The organism is Roseicyclus salinarum (assembly GCF_029624655.1).
Lineage (GTDB): Bacteria > Pseudomonadota > Alphaproteobacteria > Rhodobacterales > Rhodobacteraceae > Roseibacterium > Roseibacterium salinarum.
Genome location: NZ_JARRSA010000024.1, coordinates 46399 through 59191, shown reverse-complemented (window position 1 = coordinate 59191; position 12793 = coordinate 46399). Strand labels below are relative to the sequence as shown.

Sequence of the window (12793 nt, the reverse complement as noted above, 5' to 3'; positions counted from 1 at the left end):
GGCCGACCCGGCCCCCGGTCCCGACGCGAGGCGCAGCGCCGCGCCCGTGATCCGGCACTCCGGGCCCGCGCGCGCGTCCGCGCGCCCGTTGCTCGTCATCCTGCCGCCGACCGTCGTTCTCGACGGCGCGACCGAAGTGGAGTGCCCGGAGGTGAGCGGGCCCGCCGCCGCCTATCTCGACCGTCCCGGCGTGACCTGCGCGCTGGTCGACCCCGCGGATCTCGACGCCCATGCGGCGGGCGGGGTCGCGCGCCTCGACCTTGCGCTGCCGGGGCCGCCGCCGGGCTACCGCCGCGCCTGGGAGGATGGGCGGATCAACCCTCATGCGGGGGTGCGCACCGTCGAGGGCGAGATGGAGATGCGGCAGATCTGGACCGACACGGTCCCGCGCCGCCTGATCCGAAGCGAGTGACGGCCGCGGCCTCCTAGCCGCTCACGCAGACGTTCTGAAGGCTCAGCCAGCCCTCGTCGCTCATCAGGGGCTCGCGGGGCAGGCCCCGCATCGGGTCCGCCTCGATCAGCGCCAGCACGCTTTCGCCCGACACGTCGCGGGCATAGGCATAGGGCTCAGTCGAAAGGGCCGCGTCGGTGAAGCGCGCGATCAGCTCGGCATCGGGCACCGGCGCCGACGGCGCGCTCAGAAGGCGCACGGCATGATCGCGAAGCGCGTCGCGCGCGACCTCGCCCGTCGTCAGCAGGCGGAACGTCACCAGAAGCCCCGCCTCCTGCAGAAGCGTCAGCATCGGGTCGGTGGCGTCGCGCCGGACGTCCTCGGCCAAAAGGAAGCCGGCAAGGACCTCGGGCGTTTCGTGGTCCTCGGCGAGGGCGGCGCTGGCGAGGATCAGGCCGCCGGGCAGGCTCAGCGTGTCGGGGATCGCGCTGGGCAGAAGCAGGATGCGCGGCGCGGGCGGGCCGAATGTCCGCGTCGAAAGCCGCGCCAGCGCGACGCGGGCCCGCGGGCTGTCGCAGGGCTGGCCCGCAAGCCGCGATATCTCGTCGAGGAGCGCGTCGCCGATCTCGACCCGCTTGGCCTCGGGCAGGAGGCCAACGGTCTGCCGCGTGAGCGCGCCGGGAAGCCAGAAGAGGGCGGCGGCCAGTACCACGGCCGCCGCGCCCGCCCCGAGGATCAGGCGCAGTCGGCCCGGATGCGGGCGGCCCCTGTCGATGGCCTCGCGCACCTTCTCGATGGCCGCGATCATGTCGGGATCGTCGATTTCGAGACGCTCGTCGGCATCCGCGCCCGGCGCGTACAGCGCGGGCGTGCGTCCCGGGTTCAGCCGCTCCACCGCGGGCAGGGACCAGTGCGACAAGGCCGTTTCGGTGGGCGTGGAGACGATCAGTGACGCGTCGCCCAGCGACACGACGACCTCGCGCCGCTGCGCGTCCGTGCCCTCGCGCCAGAGCCCGAGCGCCTCGAGCCTGCGGTATTGCTCCAGCACCGTCATTCGCCCAAAGCCGCCCTGTCCCCCATTCGCCCGCTCAGACCGTAGCCCGGAGCGCGAGGCGCCTCAACGCCGTCGCGCGTCCTCAAAGCTCGGCCGCGGCCTTGCGCAGCTCGAACTTCTGGATCTTGCCGGTCGAGGTCTTGGGCAGGTCCCGGAAAACGATGCGCTTGGGCGTCTTGAACCCGGCCAGCCGCTGCCGCGCGAAGGCGATCAGGTCGTCCTCGCTCGTCTCGGCGCCCTCCTTCAGCTCGACGAAGGCGCAGGGCACCTCGCCCCACTTGTCGTCGGCCTTGGCGACCACGGCGCAGAGCAGGACGGCGGGGTGGTGCATCAGCGCGCCCTCGACCTCGACGGAGCTGACGTTCTCGCCGCCCGAGATGATGATGTCCTTCGCCCGGTCGGCGATCTGGACGTAGGTGTCGGGATGCTGCACCGCGATGTCGCCGGTGTGGAAATAGCCGCCCCGGAACGCCTCGTTCGTGGCGCGAGGGTTCTTGTAGTAGCCCTTCATCACCGAGTTGCCGCGCATCATGATCTCGCCGAGCGCGGCGCCGTCCATGGGGATCTGGCGCATTGCCTCGGCGTCCATGACCGTGATGTGGTCCATGTTGGGCATCGCCACGCCCTGCCGCGCCTTGACCGCCGCGCGCTCCTCGCCCCGAAGGCCGTCCCACTCGCCGTCCTTGAAGGTGCATTCGGTGGCCGGGCCGTAGGTCTCGGTCAGGCCGTAGACCTGCGTGATGTTGAAGCCCATGGTCTCGATTGCCGCGAGCGTCGCAGGGGCCGGCGGCGCGCCCGCCGTGAAGACCTCGACCGTGTGCGAGAAGTCGCGCCGCTCGGCGTCCTTGGCGTTCACGATCATGTTCAGCACGATCGGCGCGCCGCCGAAATGGGTCACGCCCTCGTCGGCGATGGCGTCGTAGATCGCCTTGGCGGTGATGTCGCGGCAGCAGACGGTGGTGCCGCCCACGGCTGGCATGGTCCAGACGTGGCACCAGTTGTTGCAGTGGAAGAGCGGCACGATGGTCAGGTATTTCGGATAGAGCGTCATCCGCCACGAAATCGGCGTGCCCATCGTGATGAGGTAAGCGCCCCGGTGGTGATAGACGACGCCCTTCGGCCGGCCCGTGGTGCCCGAGGTGTAGTTCAGGGCCAGCGATTCCCACTCGTCCTGCGGCATGATCCACGCGAAGTCGTCGTCGCCTTCCGCGAGCAGCTGCTCGTAGGTCATGTGACGGCCCGAGGCGTGATAGCCCGCGCTCTCGTCCGGCACCTCGACGATCATCGGCTGCGCCTCGTTCTCCATCTCCTTCAGCGCCGCCTCGACGGTGCCGAGGAACTGGGTGTCCACCAGCACGACCTTCGCCTCGCCGTGGTCGAGGATGTAGGAGACCGTGCCGACATCGAGCCTGACGTTGATCGAGTTCAGGATCGCGCCGCAGGCCGGAACGCCGAAATGCGCCTCGACGTGGGCGTAGGTGTTGGGCAGCACCGTTGCCACCACGTCGCCGGGCGCCACGCCATGCTTCGCCAGCGCCGAGGCGAGGCGGGTGACGCGGACCATGTATTCGGCATAGGTCGTGCGGAAACCGCGGTCGACGACGGCATCCCGGTGGGGAAAGACCTGCGCGGCGCGGATGAGGTGGCTGAGCGGCGTCAGCGGCACGAAATTGGCCGCGCGTTTCTCGAGCCCGGTCTCGTCCTTCATCCAGCCCATGTGCGGCCTCCCTCGCCTGCGAAAGAATGTTCGCCCAGACATGGAACGTGACGCAAGAAAAGGAAAGGGGGCAGGTGCGGGCGCCGGGGACTTCGGGGTCTTGCGGCCCCACACCCGGGGCAGGGCGCGGCGCGCAGGTGCGGGGCCGCGGGAACGGGGAGGGCCACGGGGCGTTCACCGCCCGTGAACAGGCCATCGGAGGCAGGAACTTGAGCAGCGCGATCTGCGTCATCGTGAACCCGCACGCGGGCGGCACCGGCACGTCCGATCGCGGCACCGAGGTGCGCGAGGCGCTTGCCGAAGCCGGGGTCGAGGCCGAAATCCGGCCCATGGCGCCGGGCCGTTCGCCCGAGGACGCCGCGCGCGAGGCGCTGGCCGCGGCGTTCGACACGATCGTGGCCGCGGGCGGCGACGGCACCGTCTCGGGCGTCGCGAACGCGGTCCTCCATGCCGGGGGCGGCGCGCGCCTCGGCCTTCTGCCCTTCGGCACGTTCAACTTCTTCGCGCGCGGGCTGAGCCTGCCGCTCGATCCCGCAGGGGCGGCGGCGTGTCTGCGCGACGGCGCGACGCGCGGCGTCGCGGTGGGCACGGTGAACGGTCGGGTCTTCCTCAACAACATGAGCCTCGGCCTCTATCCCTCGATCCTCGACAACCGCGAGGACGTCTACGCGCGCTGGGGCCGGTCGCGCGCAGCAGCCTACTGGTCGGTCCTGACGACGCTGACGGGGATGCACCGGCCCATGCGCCTGACGCTCGACACGGACGGCACGCGCGAGCGCATGGTCACGCCGCTCGTGTTCGTGGCGGCCTCGGCCTACCAGCTCGACGCATACAGCCTGCAGGGCGCGGACGCGGTGCGCGAGGGCCGGCTCGCGCTGTTCGCGGCGCGCAAGGCGCGGGCGGCCGACCTCGTGCGGAGCGCCGTGGCGCTGGCGCGCGGACGGGCGCGCGAGGGCGAGGAATTCGACATGCGAACGGGCCGCGCATTCGAAATCCACCCGCACAAGGCCCGGGTCCTCGTCGCGCGCGACGGCGAGCGAGAGCACATGGCGACCCCGCTTCGCGTGGCGTTTTCCGAACGCCCGATCGAGGTCATCGTGCCGAGGCCCGCATGACGCGGATCGCGCATATCTCCGACCTGCATTTCGGCACCGAGGATCACGAGCTTCTCGGCCCCCTCAGGATCGCGATCCGGCAGGCACGCCCGGACCTCGTTGCGGTCAGCGGCGATCTGACCCAGCGCGCGCGCCCCGGCCAGTTCCGGGCGGCCCGCGCGTTCCTCGACGGCCTCGGCCTGCCGTGGATCTCGGTGCCCGGCAATCATGACATCCCGCTCGACGAGTTCTGGCACCGGGCGCTCCATCCCTTCGGCCGCTACCGCGCCGAAATCTGCGCCGACCTCGCGCCCCGCTGGTCGAACGGCCTCCTCGTGCTGGAGGCGCTGAACACCGCCGACCCGAGGGCGTGGCAGCGCGGCCGCGTGCGGCGCAGGCAGCTCTGGCGCGCGGGGGGCGCGTTCCGCGAGGCGCCGGAAGGCTCGGTCAACGTGGTGATGGCCCATCACCCCTTCGAGCACGGCCCGGACGAGGAGAAGCGGCTGATGCGGAACGCGCGCATGGCGGTCGAGCATCTTGCCGAAGCCGGCGCCGATCTGATCCTGTCGGGGCATCTGCATCGCTGGCGGGCCGAACCGTTCCTGTCGCGAAAGGTCGGCGCGCGGGTCCTGCAGGTCCATGTCGGCACCGGCCTTTCGACCCGGCTGAGGGGGCAGGTCAACGACTTCGCCCTGATCGCCGTCGCGCCGGGGCAGGTGGAAATCACGCGCATGGTCGCCCGCGACGGCGAGTTCCTCCCCCACGCCATCTCGCGCTTCCGCCGTGCGGGGGACGTCTGGCTGCGCGGCGGGGAGGGCTGAGGGCCGCGCCGCGCGCGCGCCGCAGGCGTCCCAAGGGCGGGCCCCGGCCTTCCGGTTCATGGGGGCAGCGCGCGCGGCGACGCCCCTGCGGCGGATGCGCGATCCAGGCGGCCGGGCCTCAGAAATTGACGCTGTCGCCGCCCTTCAGCGACAGCATCTCGCGCGCCTCGGCCGGGGTGGCGACCTGCAGGCCCAGGCCCTCCACCAGCCGCCGCGCCTTGTCGACCTGCTGCGCGTTCGACGAGGCCAGTTCGCCGCGCGCGATCCAGATGCTGTCCTCGAGCCCGACCCGGATGTTGCCCCCCATCGACACCGCCTGCGTCGCGATGCGGAACTGGTCCTTGCCCGCGCCCAGGACCGACCAGCGGAAATCCGTGCCGAAAAGGCGGTCGGCGGTGCGCTTCATGTGCATGACGTCCTCGGGGTGGGTGCCGATCCCGCCCAGAAGCCCGAAGACCGACTGGATGAAGAAGGGCGGCTTCACCAGGCCCCGGTCGGCGAAATGCGCGAGGTTGTAGAGATGCGAGATGTCGTAGCACTCGAACTCGAACCGGGTGCCGTTGCCGTAGCAGGTCTCGAGGACGAACTCGATGTCCTTGAAGGAGTTGCGGAACACGAGGTCGCGCGACCCCTCGAGGTGGTCGTATTCCCAGTCGTGCCGGAACTCCTTGTATTTCGCCAGCAGCGGGAAGAAGCCGAAGTTCATCGAGCCCATGTTGAGCGAGGCGATCTCGGGCTTGTAGCGCGCGGCGGGGCCGGCGCGCTCGGCGACGGTCATGTAGGGCGAGCCGCCAGTGGTGATGTTCACCACGGCATCGGTTGCCTGCTTGATCCTCGGCAGGAAGGGCGCGAAGGCCTCGGGCGACTGGTCGGGGCGGCCGGTCACGGGGTCGCGTGCGTGCAGGTGCAGGATCGCGGCGCCCGCCTCGGCCGCGCCGATGGCGGCCTCGGCGATCTCGTCGGGCGTGATCGGAAGGTGCGGCGTCATCGAGGGCGTGTGGATCGCGCCCGTCACGGCGCAGCTTATGATGACCTTGTCGGCTCGGATCATGTCGGTCTCCTGTCTTCCTGTCCGCGCTTCGGTCCCGCGCGGCAAGGGCCGGCTGCGCGGTCGGCGTGTTTCGGGGCCGCCCGGCCCGCGATCTCGAGGGGGGTGTCCATCACAGGGCCTCCACGTTGCCGTCGACTGGAAAGCTCTGGCCCGACAGGTTGCGGCCTGCATCCGAGATCAGGAAGGCGGCCATGTCGGCGACGTCCTCGGGCGGGGTCATCCGCCGAAGCGAGATCCGCGAAAGGTATTCCGCCTTCATGGCGTCGTGGCTGACGCCGGTCTGGCGGGCCCGTGCCGCGATCACGCCCTCCATGCGCGGGCCCTCGATGATGCCGGGCAGGATCGCATTGGCGCGGATGCCGTCGGGACCCAGCTCCTTGGCGAGGCTCTGGGTGAAGCCGATCACGCCCCACTTGGCCGAGGAATAGGGCGTGCGGAACGCATACCCGAACCGGCCCGCCGCCGAGGAGATGTTGACGATGGAGCCGCCCCCAGCGGCCTTCAGCATGGGCACGGCGTGGTGCGTGCACAGGAACTGCCCCGTCAGGCACACGTCGATGCAGCGCCGCCACTCGGCCGGGGAGATCTCGTCCACGCCGCCGGTCGGCCCGGCGATCCCGGCGTTGTTCACCAATGCGTCGAGCCCGCCCATCCGCCCGGCGATGCGCGCGAAGAACCGCGCGACCGCATCCTCGTCGGAGACGTCCGCGATTTCGGCCACCTCCGCGCCAAGCTCGGCGCGCGCGGCCGTCAGGGCCTCCTCCTCGACGTCGCAGATCGCGAGGCGCGCGCCCTGTGCGGCGAGCGCGCGCGCGATGCAGAGCCCGATGCCCCCGCCGCCCGCCGTCACGGCGACGCGCAGGCCATCGAGGCCGGAAAGCCTCATCCGCGGTTCTTCTGCCATGTGTCCCTCCCTTTTCATCCCTTCGCATGGGGCGCGAGATCGCCGCGGCGGCAGGAAGCGGCCGAAGCGAGCGCGCGCGAAGCCTAGGGCAGCGCCGGCGCGGCCAAAAGTGCCTGCATCGGCGTTCGGGAGGAGATCGGCCCCGTGCGGGGGCCTGAGGGGGCGTCGGGGACGGGGGACGGGGTCGAGGGGCTGCGCCCCCCCTACGTGCCCGGACGCATCGCCGTGGCGGCGGCGGGCGAGGGCAGGGCCGGGCGAGGCGCGCCGGGGGGGGCCGCGCCGCCGAGGTCCCTCGACCCCGGTTTCCTGCCGCGAGGTCCCGGTCTCCACCCCGGTGTCCTGCCGCGAGGACCCGGCCTCGGCGCGGGCCCTCGCGGCGCTTTCCGTGAAGACGGCGGGCCGCCGGCCAATGGCGGCCGGCGTGCCCGGATGTCAGGCGGCGGCCTGGTCGTGCGACCCGAACCGGCCGTAGAACGTCTGGTTCTTCGCGGCCATCTCGCGCAGGAGGGCGGGGCAGGCGAAGCGGTCGCCATGCGCCTCCTGCAGCGCGTCGCAGCGCTCGGCCGCGTAGGGCGTGCCCAGCATGTCGAGCCACGAGAACGGGCCGCCGGACCACGGCGCGAAGCCCCAGCCGAGGATCGCGCCCACGTCGCCCTCGCGGATATCCGTCAGGACGCCTTCCTCCAGCGCGCGGACGGCCTCGAGGACCTGTGCGAACAGAAGGCGGTGCTGCACCTCGGTCACGTCCGGCTGGTCCTCGGCCACAGGATAGCGCGCGCCCAGGCCCTCCCACAGGCCCTGCCGCTTGCCCGCCTCGTCGTAGGCGTAGAACCCGGCGTTGGACTTGCGGCCCATCCGGCCCTCGCCCGCCATCCAGAACAGCACCTCGTCCACGGCGTCGTCGGGATAGGCGTCGCCCATCGCGGCCTTGGTGGCCCTGGCGATCTTCACGCCGAGGTCGATCGAGGTCTCGTCCACCAGCTGCAGCGGCCCGAGCGGCATTCCCACGAGCTTCGCCGCGTTCTCGATCAGGGTGGGGGCGACCCCCTCCTTCACGAGGCGGATGCCCTCGTTGATGTAGGGGATGATGCAGCGGTTGGCGTAGAAGAAGCGCGCGTCGTTCACCACGATCGGCGTCTTGCGGATCTGGCGGACGTAGTCGAGCGCCTTGGCCACCGCCCGGTCGCCGGTCCCGGCGCCCTTGATGATCTCGACCAGCATCATCTTGTCGACGGGCGAGAAGAAGTGGATGCCGATGAACTGCTCGGGCTTGTCGGAGGCCTTGGCAAGCTCGGTGATCGGCATGGTCGAGGTGTTGGTGGCGAAGATGCAGTCCTCGGGCACGACGGCGAGCACCTTCTTCGTGACCTCCGCCTTGATGCCCGGATCCTCGAAGACGGCCTCCACGATCAGGTCGCAGCCCTGAAGCGCGGCGTAATCCGTCGTAGCCGTGATCCGGCCGAGAACCTCGTCCTTCTTCTCGGCCGTGACCTTGCCGCGTTTCATGCCCTTGTCGAGAAGGCTTTCGGACAATGCCTTGCCCTTGTCCGCCGCCGCCTGCTCCTGGTCGATCAGCACGACCTCGATGCCCGCGTTGGCCGAGACGTAGGCGATGCCCGCGCCCATCATGCCCGCGCCCATGACGCCGACCTTCCGCACGCGCTGGTCGGGCACGTCGGGGCGGTTCGCGCCCTTCTCGAGCGCTTCCTTGTTGACGAAGAGCGACCGGATCATGGCCGAGGAGGAGGGGTTCATGAGCACATGCGTGAACCAGCGCGCCTCGATCTTCAGCGCGGTGTCGAAATCGACCAGCGCCCCCTCGTAGACGGCCGAAAGAAGCGCCTTGGCCGCCGGGTAGACGCCCTTGGTACGGCCGTTGATCATGGCCGAGGCGCCCACGAACGTCATGAAGCCCGCGGGGTGGTAGGGCGCGCCGCCCGGCATCTTCCAGCCCTTCTGGTCCCACGGCTTCACGATATCGGCGTCCGTCGCGCCCAGGACCCACTCCTTCGCCCGCGCCAGAAGCGCGTCGGGGGCCACCACCTCGTCCACGAGACCCGCGCCCTTGGCCTTTGCGGGGCTCAGCATCCGGCCTTCCAGAAGCACCGGCGCGGCCGCCATCGCGCCGACCATGCGGCTGTAGCGCGTCGTGCCGCCGCCGCCGGGGAAGATGCCCACGAGGATCTCGGGCAGGCCGATCTTCGCCCTGGGATTGTCCGCCACGAAACGGCGGTGGCAGGCAAGCGCGATCTCGGTGCCGATCCCCGCGCAGGTGCCGGTGATGGCGCAGGCGACGGGCTTGCCGCCCTTGTTGGTCTTGGGGTCCAGGCCGGCGCGCTCGAGCTTCCGCAGGATGCGGTGGCCGTTCATCGTGAAGTCGAACAGCGCCTGCGCGGGCTCGTCTCCGGCCTCGGCGCGGATCGTGGCGAGGGTGTTGAGGTCCATGCCGCCGGCGAAGCTGTCCTTGCCGGAGGTGATGACGATGCCCTTGACCGCGTCGTCCGCGAGCGCCTCGTCGATCAGCGTGTCGATGGTGCCGAAAGCCTCGCGCGTCAGCACGTTCATGGACTTCGACGCAACGTCCCAGGTGATCACGGCGACGCCGTTCTCGTCGGTCTTCATCGTGAAGTCGGTCATCTGGCGTTTCCTTCCCAAGTATGTCTGTGGCGGGCGCGATGGCTCCGCGTCATTCGGTGTGCGTGCGGTGGGTCACGGCGATGTCCTCGCTCAACACCGTCACGTGCCTGTTGCTTACCCGCGAGATGAGTTCGGTCTGCTGCCACCCGTCAGGGCCGCGGACCAGGAGCATCCGGCTTGTGTATGGCGGCACGAGATTTGTTGCCCCGCGCAGGACGTAGGACATGTGGCTTCCGTGGATGCGGCCATCGTCGCCGGGGTAGAAGTCGGCCTCGCGGCAGATGCGCAGAAACGCCGTGGCCCCGAGCTTGCGGAGATTTTCGCGCATCTCTTCGAGGGTCTGGATCAGCGCTGCCTCGTCGCGCAGCGTCACGTCCGCCTCAGGCGTGACCGCGCGCAGCGGCAGCCCGATGTGCCGTAGCGCGAGATCGAAGTCCCGGTCCCAGACGGCGCGTGCGACCTCGTCGCAATTGCGCTGGTAGATGTCGAACGCGCTTTCGGTCATGGCCACCCCTCCCGCGATGCGCCGATTTTCCTGGAAGGACAGGCCGACACGGCCGGGCGTCCGCCGGGCCGCGCCCGGCGCGGGCGCCGCGCCGACGCGGCGGCGCCGGCCCAGTTCCCCGCGATGCGCGCCGCTTCCGCGCCCATGGCCGGTCAGACCCGCTCGATGATGGTGGCCGCGCCCATGCCTGACGCGACGCACAGTGTGGCAAGGCCGGTGCCCTTGCCCGACCGCTCCAGCTCGTCCAGCAGCGTGCCGAGGATGATCGCGCCCGTGGCGCCCAGCGGGTGGCCCATCGCGATGGCGCCGCCGTTCACGTTGACCCGGTCGTGATCCACGTCGAAGGCCTGCATGAAGCGCAGCACGACCGACGAGAACGCCTCGTTCACCTCGAAAAGGTCGATGTCGGAGATCGACATGCCGCTCTCGGCGAGGATCTTCTGCGTGGCGGGCACCGGACCTGTCAGCATGATCGTGGGATCGGTTCCGATCTTCGCGGTGGCGCGGATGCGCGCGCGGGGCGTCAGGCCGTGCCGTTCGCCGAATTCCCTGTTGCCCACGAGGATCGCGGCCGCTCCGTCGACGATCCCGCTGGAATTCCCGGCATGGTGGATGTGCTCGATCCGCTCGAGGTGGGGGTATTTCATCAGCGCGACCGCGTCGAAGCCCGGCATCTGCTCGCCCATTTCCTTGAACGAAGGCTTGAGCGCGCCGAGCGACTGCATGTCGGTGCCGGGGCGCATGTATTCGTCGCGATCGAGGATCGTCAGGCCGTTCACGTCCCGGACCGGAACGACGGAGCGCGCGAAGCGGCCCTCGTCCCAGGCCATTGCCGCGCGCTTCTGGCTCTCGACGGCGAGCGCGTCCGCGTCGTCCCGCGAGAAGCCGTATTCGGTCGCGATGATGTCGGCCGAGATGCCCTGCGGCACGAAGTAGGTGTTCATCGCGATGGAGGGGTCGACGGCGATCGCCGCGCCGTCCGAGCCCATCGCGACCCGGCCCATCATCTCGACGCCGCCGGCGATGTAGGCCTGGCCCGCGCCGCCGCGCACCTGGTTCGCCGCGAGGTTCACGGCCTCCAGTCCGCTCGCGCAGAAGCGGTTGATGGCAAGTCCAGGGATCGACTGGTCGAGATCGGAGGCCAGCACGGCCGTCCGCGCAAGGCATCCGCCCTGCTCGGCCACCTGCGTGGCGTTGCCCCAGATGACGTCCTCGACCGCGTGGCCCTCGAGGCTGTTGCGCTCCTTCAGCGCGTTCAGCGTGAAGGCCGAGAGGCGCGCGGCCGTCACCTCCTGCAGGGAGCCGTCCTTGCGGCCCTTGCCGCGCGGCGTGCGGATCGCGTCGTAGATGTAGGCGTCGGTCATCTCGGATGTCCTCTGGTCTGGTCCGTCTGGAACGTTCTCGGGGCTGCGCTCGGACCGCTCAGGAGGCGGGCAGGGCGCGCTGCATCATGTCGTAGGGGTGTCTCCAGCCAGGCGTCGCCGCGATGCGGTCGAGCCAGGCGTCGATTGCCGGATAATCGGCGCGCTCGAATGTGAAGGGTTCCTCGTAGTAGAGGTAGCCCGCGCAGGAGATGTCAGCGCAGGTCAGCGTGTCCCCCGCCAGCCAGTCGCGGGACTGCAACTCGCCCTCCAGCACTTGCAGCGCGGCCCTGAGCCGCCCCGACAGGAAACCGATCACGTCAGCCGAGCGCTTGTCCTCGGGCAGGAAGTTCATGACGAAACGCAGCGGCCCCGCCATGCCGGACACCTTCTGGTTGTCGAAGATCGTCCAGCGCAGGATCTCGCGGCGCACCGGTCCCGAGCCGTCGCCGCACAGCCTGCCCGTCTCGCCCATGATCCAGTCCTGGATCACGCCCGACTGCGTCAGGATCGTGCCGTCCGCGTCGAGGACGGGAACCTCTCCCATGGGATTGAGCGCGCGGAACTCCGGGCTGCGCGCCTCGCCACGGAAGAAGTCGACATGGCGCGGGGACCAGGCGATGCCGGCCAGTTCCAGCGCCAGCGCCGCCTTGTAGGCATTGCCCGATTCTCCGAAGCAGTAGAGCGTGTTCGTCATGGTTGCCGTCCCCTTCCGTTCCCGGCGCCTGCCGGGGCCGTCCCTCGTATCTTGATCGCCGCGTCCCGGGGCCTCGCCCGGACAATGCGTATTTCAGGAAAGATGAAGGCTCATAACGCTTCGTTAAGGTTAACGTGCCATCTTTCGTCCGCGGTACAGGCTGGCGAGCCGATGACCGCGAAAGGTGAAGGCGCCCCTGTCGTTCAGTGCAGCGCCCCGAAGCATCCGGAGGCCAAGGGGAACACTCGGTTCGGCAGGGGGCCGATCCCCTCGTGTCTTCATCTTTCCCGAAATACGCATTCCCCCCGTCGGCCCCACCGCACGCCGTCCTATCTCTTGCGCTCTTCCAGTTCCGAGTTGAACAGGCGGATGCGGGCGAGGAACTTCTCTTCGTTCATGATGCTGCCCCAGTGCTCGAAGACGAAGGACAGGAATTCCCCCTCGTCGAGGCCCGCCTCCGCCGCCAGCTTGCGCAGCTTGCGATAGCCGTCCTCGCTCATCGCGATGTTCGGGCGGCGGGTGAGGCGAAGGCGTTTCGGCATCCTTGCTCCTGCAGACGTC

The 12793-nt window shown here is 70.0% G+C and carries 11 protein-coding genes and 1 pseudogene; 3 read left to right on the top strand and 9 right to left on the bottom strand.

Features of this window, described 5'->3' with window-relative positions:
• Positions 1 to 412: pseudogene (locus P6F26_RS14805) on the top strand (hypothetical protein); the annotation flags it as partial.
• A 13-nt stretch (positions 413 to 425) separates the two neighbouring features.
• Here the strand turns inward: P6F26_RS14805 and P6F26_RS14800 are convergent.
• Positions 426 to 1445, bottom strand: coding sequence for a hypothetical protein (locus tag P6F26_RS14800; RefSeq protein WP_278029470.1), 1020 nt, complete (start codon positions 1443 to 1445; stop codon positions 426 to 428).
• An 82-nt stretch (positions 1446 to 1527) separates the two neighbouring features.
• Positions 1528 to 3162, bottom strand: a complete 1635-nt coding sequence (locus tag P6F26_RS14795) for an AMP-binding protein (RefSeq protein WP_278029469.1) — start codon at positions 3160 to 3162, stop codon at positions 1528 to 1530.
• Positions 3163 to 3371: 209 nt separating this feature from the next.
• Between P6F26_RS14795 and P6F26_RS14790 the strand changes: the two genes are divergently transcribed.
• A complete protein-coding gene (locus P6F26_RS14790) occupies positions 3372 to 4277 on the top strand; it encodes a diacylglycerol/lipid kinase family protein (RefSeq protein ID WP_278029468.1) in 906 nt (301 codons plus the stop codon).
• Positions 4274 to 5077, top strand: coding sequence for a metallophosphoesterase family protein (locus P6F26_RS14785; RefSeq protein WP_278029467.1), 804 nt, complete (start codon positions 4274 to 4276; stop codon positions 5075 to 5077). Before P6F26_RS14790 ends, P6F26_RS14785 begins: the two co-directional genes overlap by 4 nt.
• A 118-nt stretch (positions 5078 to 5195) precedes the next feature.
• On the opposite strand, the gene kce is transcribed toward P6F26_RS14785, so the two are convergent.
• The 7 genes from kce to P6F26_RS14750 form a co-directional block, all read right to left on the bottom strand.
• A complete protein-coding gene (gene kce, locus P6F26_RS14780; RefSeq protein WP_278029466.1) occupies positions 5196 to 6128 on the bottom strand; it encodes a 3,5-dioxohexanoate:acetyl-CoA acetone transferase in 933 nt (310 codons plus the stop codon).
• Positions 6129 to 6237: 109 nt separating this feature from the next.
• Positions 6238 to 7032: an SDR family oxidoreductase gene (locus P6F26_RS14775; RefSeq protein WP_278029465.1), complete on the bottom strand. Its 795-nt coding sequence runs from the start codon at positions 7030 to 7032 to the stop codon at positions 6238 to 6240.
• Positions 7033 to 7464: 432 nt separating this feature from the next.
• Entirely contained in the window at positions 7465 to 9669 is a 2205-nt protein-coding gene (locus P6F26_RS14770; RefSeq protein WP_278029464.1) for a 3-hydroxyacyl-CoA dehydrogenase NAD-binding domain-containing protein, read from the bottom strand.
• A 49-nt stretch (positions 9670 to 9718) separates the two neighbouring features.
• Positions 9719 to 10174 carry a hypothetical protein gene (locus P6F26_RS14765; protein WP_278029463.1) on the bottom strand — a complete coding sequence of 152 codons (456 nt, stop codon included), beginning with the start codon at positions 10172 to 10174 and terminating at the stop codon, positions 9719 to 9721.
• Between the two features lie 152 nt (positions 10175 to 10326).
• Entirely contained in the window at positions 10327 to 11538 is a 1212-nt protein-coding gene (locus P6F26_RS14760) for an acetyl-CoA C-acetyltransferase (RefSeq protein WP_278029462.1), read from the bottom strand.
• A 58-nt stretch (positions 11539 to 11596) separates the two neighbouring features.
• Positions 11597 to 12232, bottom strand: coding sequence for a glutathione S-transferase family protein (locus tag P6F26_RS14755; RefSeq protein WP_278029461.1), 636 nt, complete (start codon positions 12230 to 12232; stop codon positions 11597 to 11599).
• A 329-nt stretch (positions 12233 to 12561) separates the two neighbouring features.
• Complete coding sequence (locus P6F26_RS14750; RefSeq protein ID WP_278029460.1) at positions 12562 to 12774, bottom strand: hypothetical protein; 213 nt, start codon at positions 12772 to 12774, stop codon at positions 12562 to 12564.
• Positions 12775 to 12793 lie beyond the last annotated feature (19 nt).

Bases quoted from the DNA above. Each gene is read 5' to 3' on its own strand.
- P6F26_RS14755 (WP_278029461.1), bottom strand. From the start codon at position 12,232: ATGACGAACACGCTCTACTGCTTCGGAGAATCGGGCAATGCCTACAAG.
- P6F26_RS14775 (WP_278029465.1), bottom strand. From the start codon at position 7,032: ATGGCAGAAGAACCGCGGATGAGGCTTTCCGGCCTCGATGGCCTGCGC.
- P6F26_RS14765 (WP_278029463.1), bottom strand. From the start codon at position 10,174: ATGACCGAAAGCGCGTTCGACATCTACCAGCGCAATTGCGACGAGGTC.
- P6F26_RS14750 (WP_278029460.1), bottom strand. From the start codon at position 12,774: ATGCCGAAACGCCTTCGCCTCACCCGCCGCCCGAACATCGCGATGAGC.
- P6F26_RS14785 (WP_278029467.1), top strand. From the start codon at position 4,274: ATGACGCGGATCGCGCATATCTCCGACCTGCATTTCGGCACCGAGGAT.
- P6F26_RS14795 (WP_278029469.1), bottom strand. From the start codon at position 3,162: ATGGGCTGGATGAAGGACGAGACCGGGCTCGAGAAACGCGCGGCCAAT.
- P6F26_RS14760 (WP_278029462.1), bottom strand. From the start codon at position 11,538: ATGACCGACGCCTACATCTACGACGCGATCCGCACGCCGCGCGGCAAG.
- kce (WP_278029466.1), bottom strand. From the start codon at position 6,128: ATGATCCGAGCCGACAAGGTCATCATAAGCTGCGCCGTGACGGGCGCG.
- P6F26_RS14770 (WP_278029464.1), bottom strand. From the start codon at position 9,669: ATGACCGACTTCACGATGAAGACCGACGAGAACGGCGTCGCCGTGATC.
- P6F26_RS14800 (WP_278029470.1), bottom strand. From the start codon at position 1,445: ATGACGGTGCTGGAGCAATACCGCAGGCTCGAGGCGCTCGGGCTCTGG.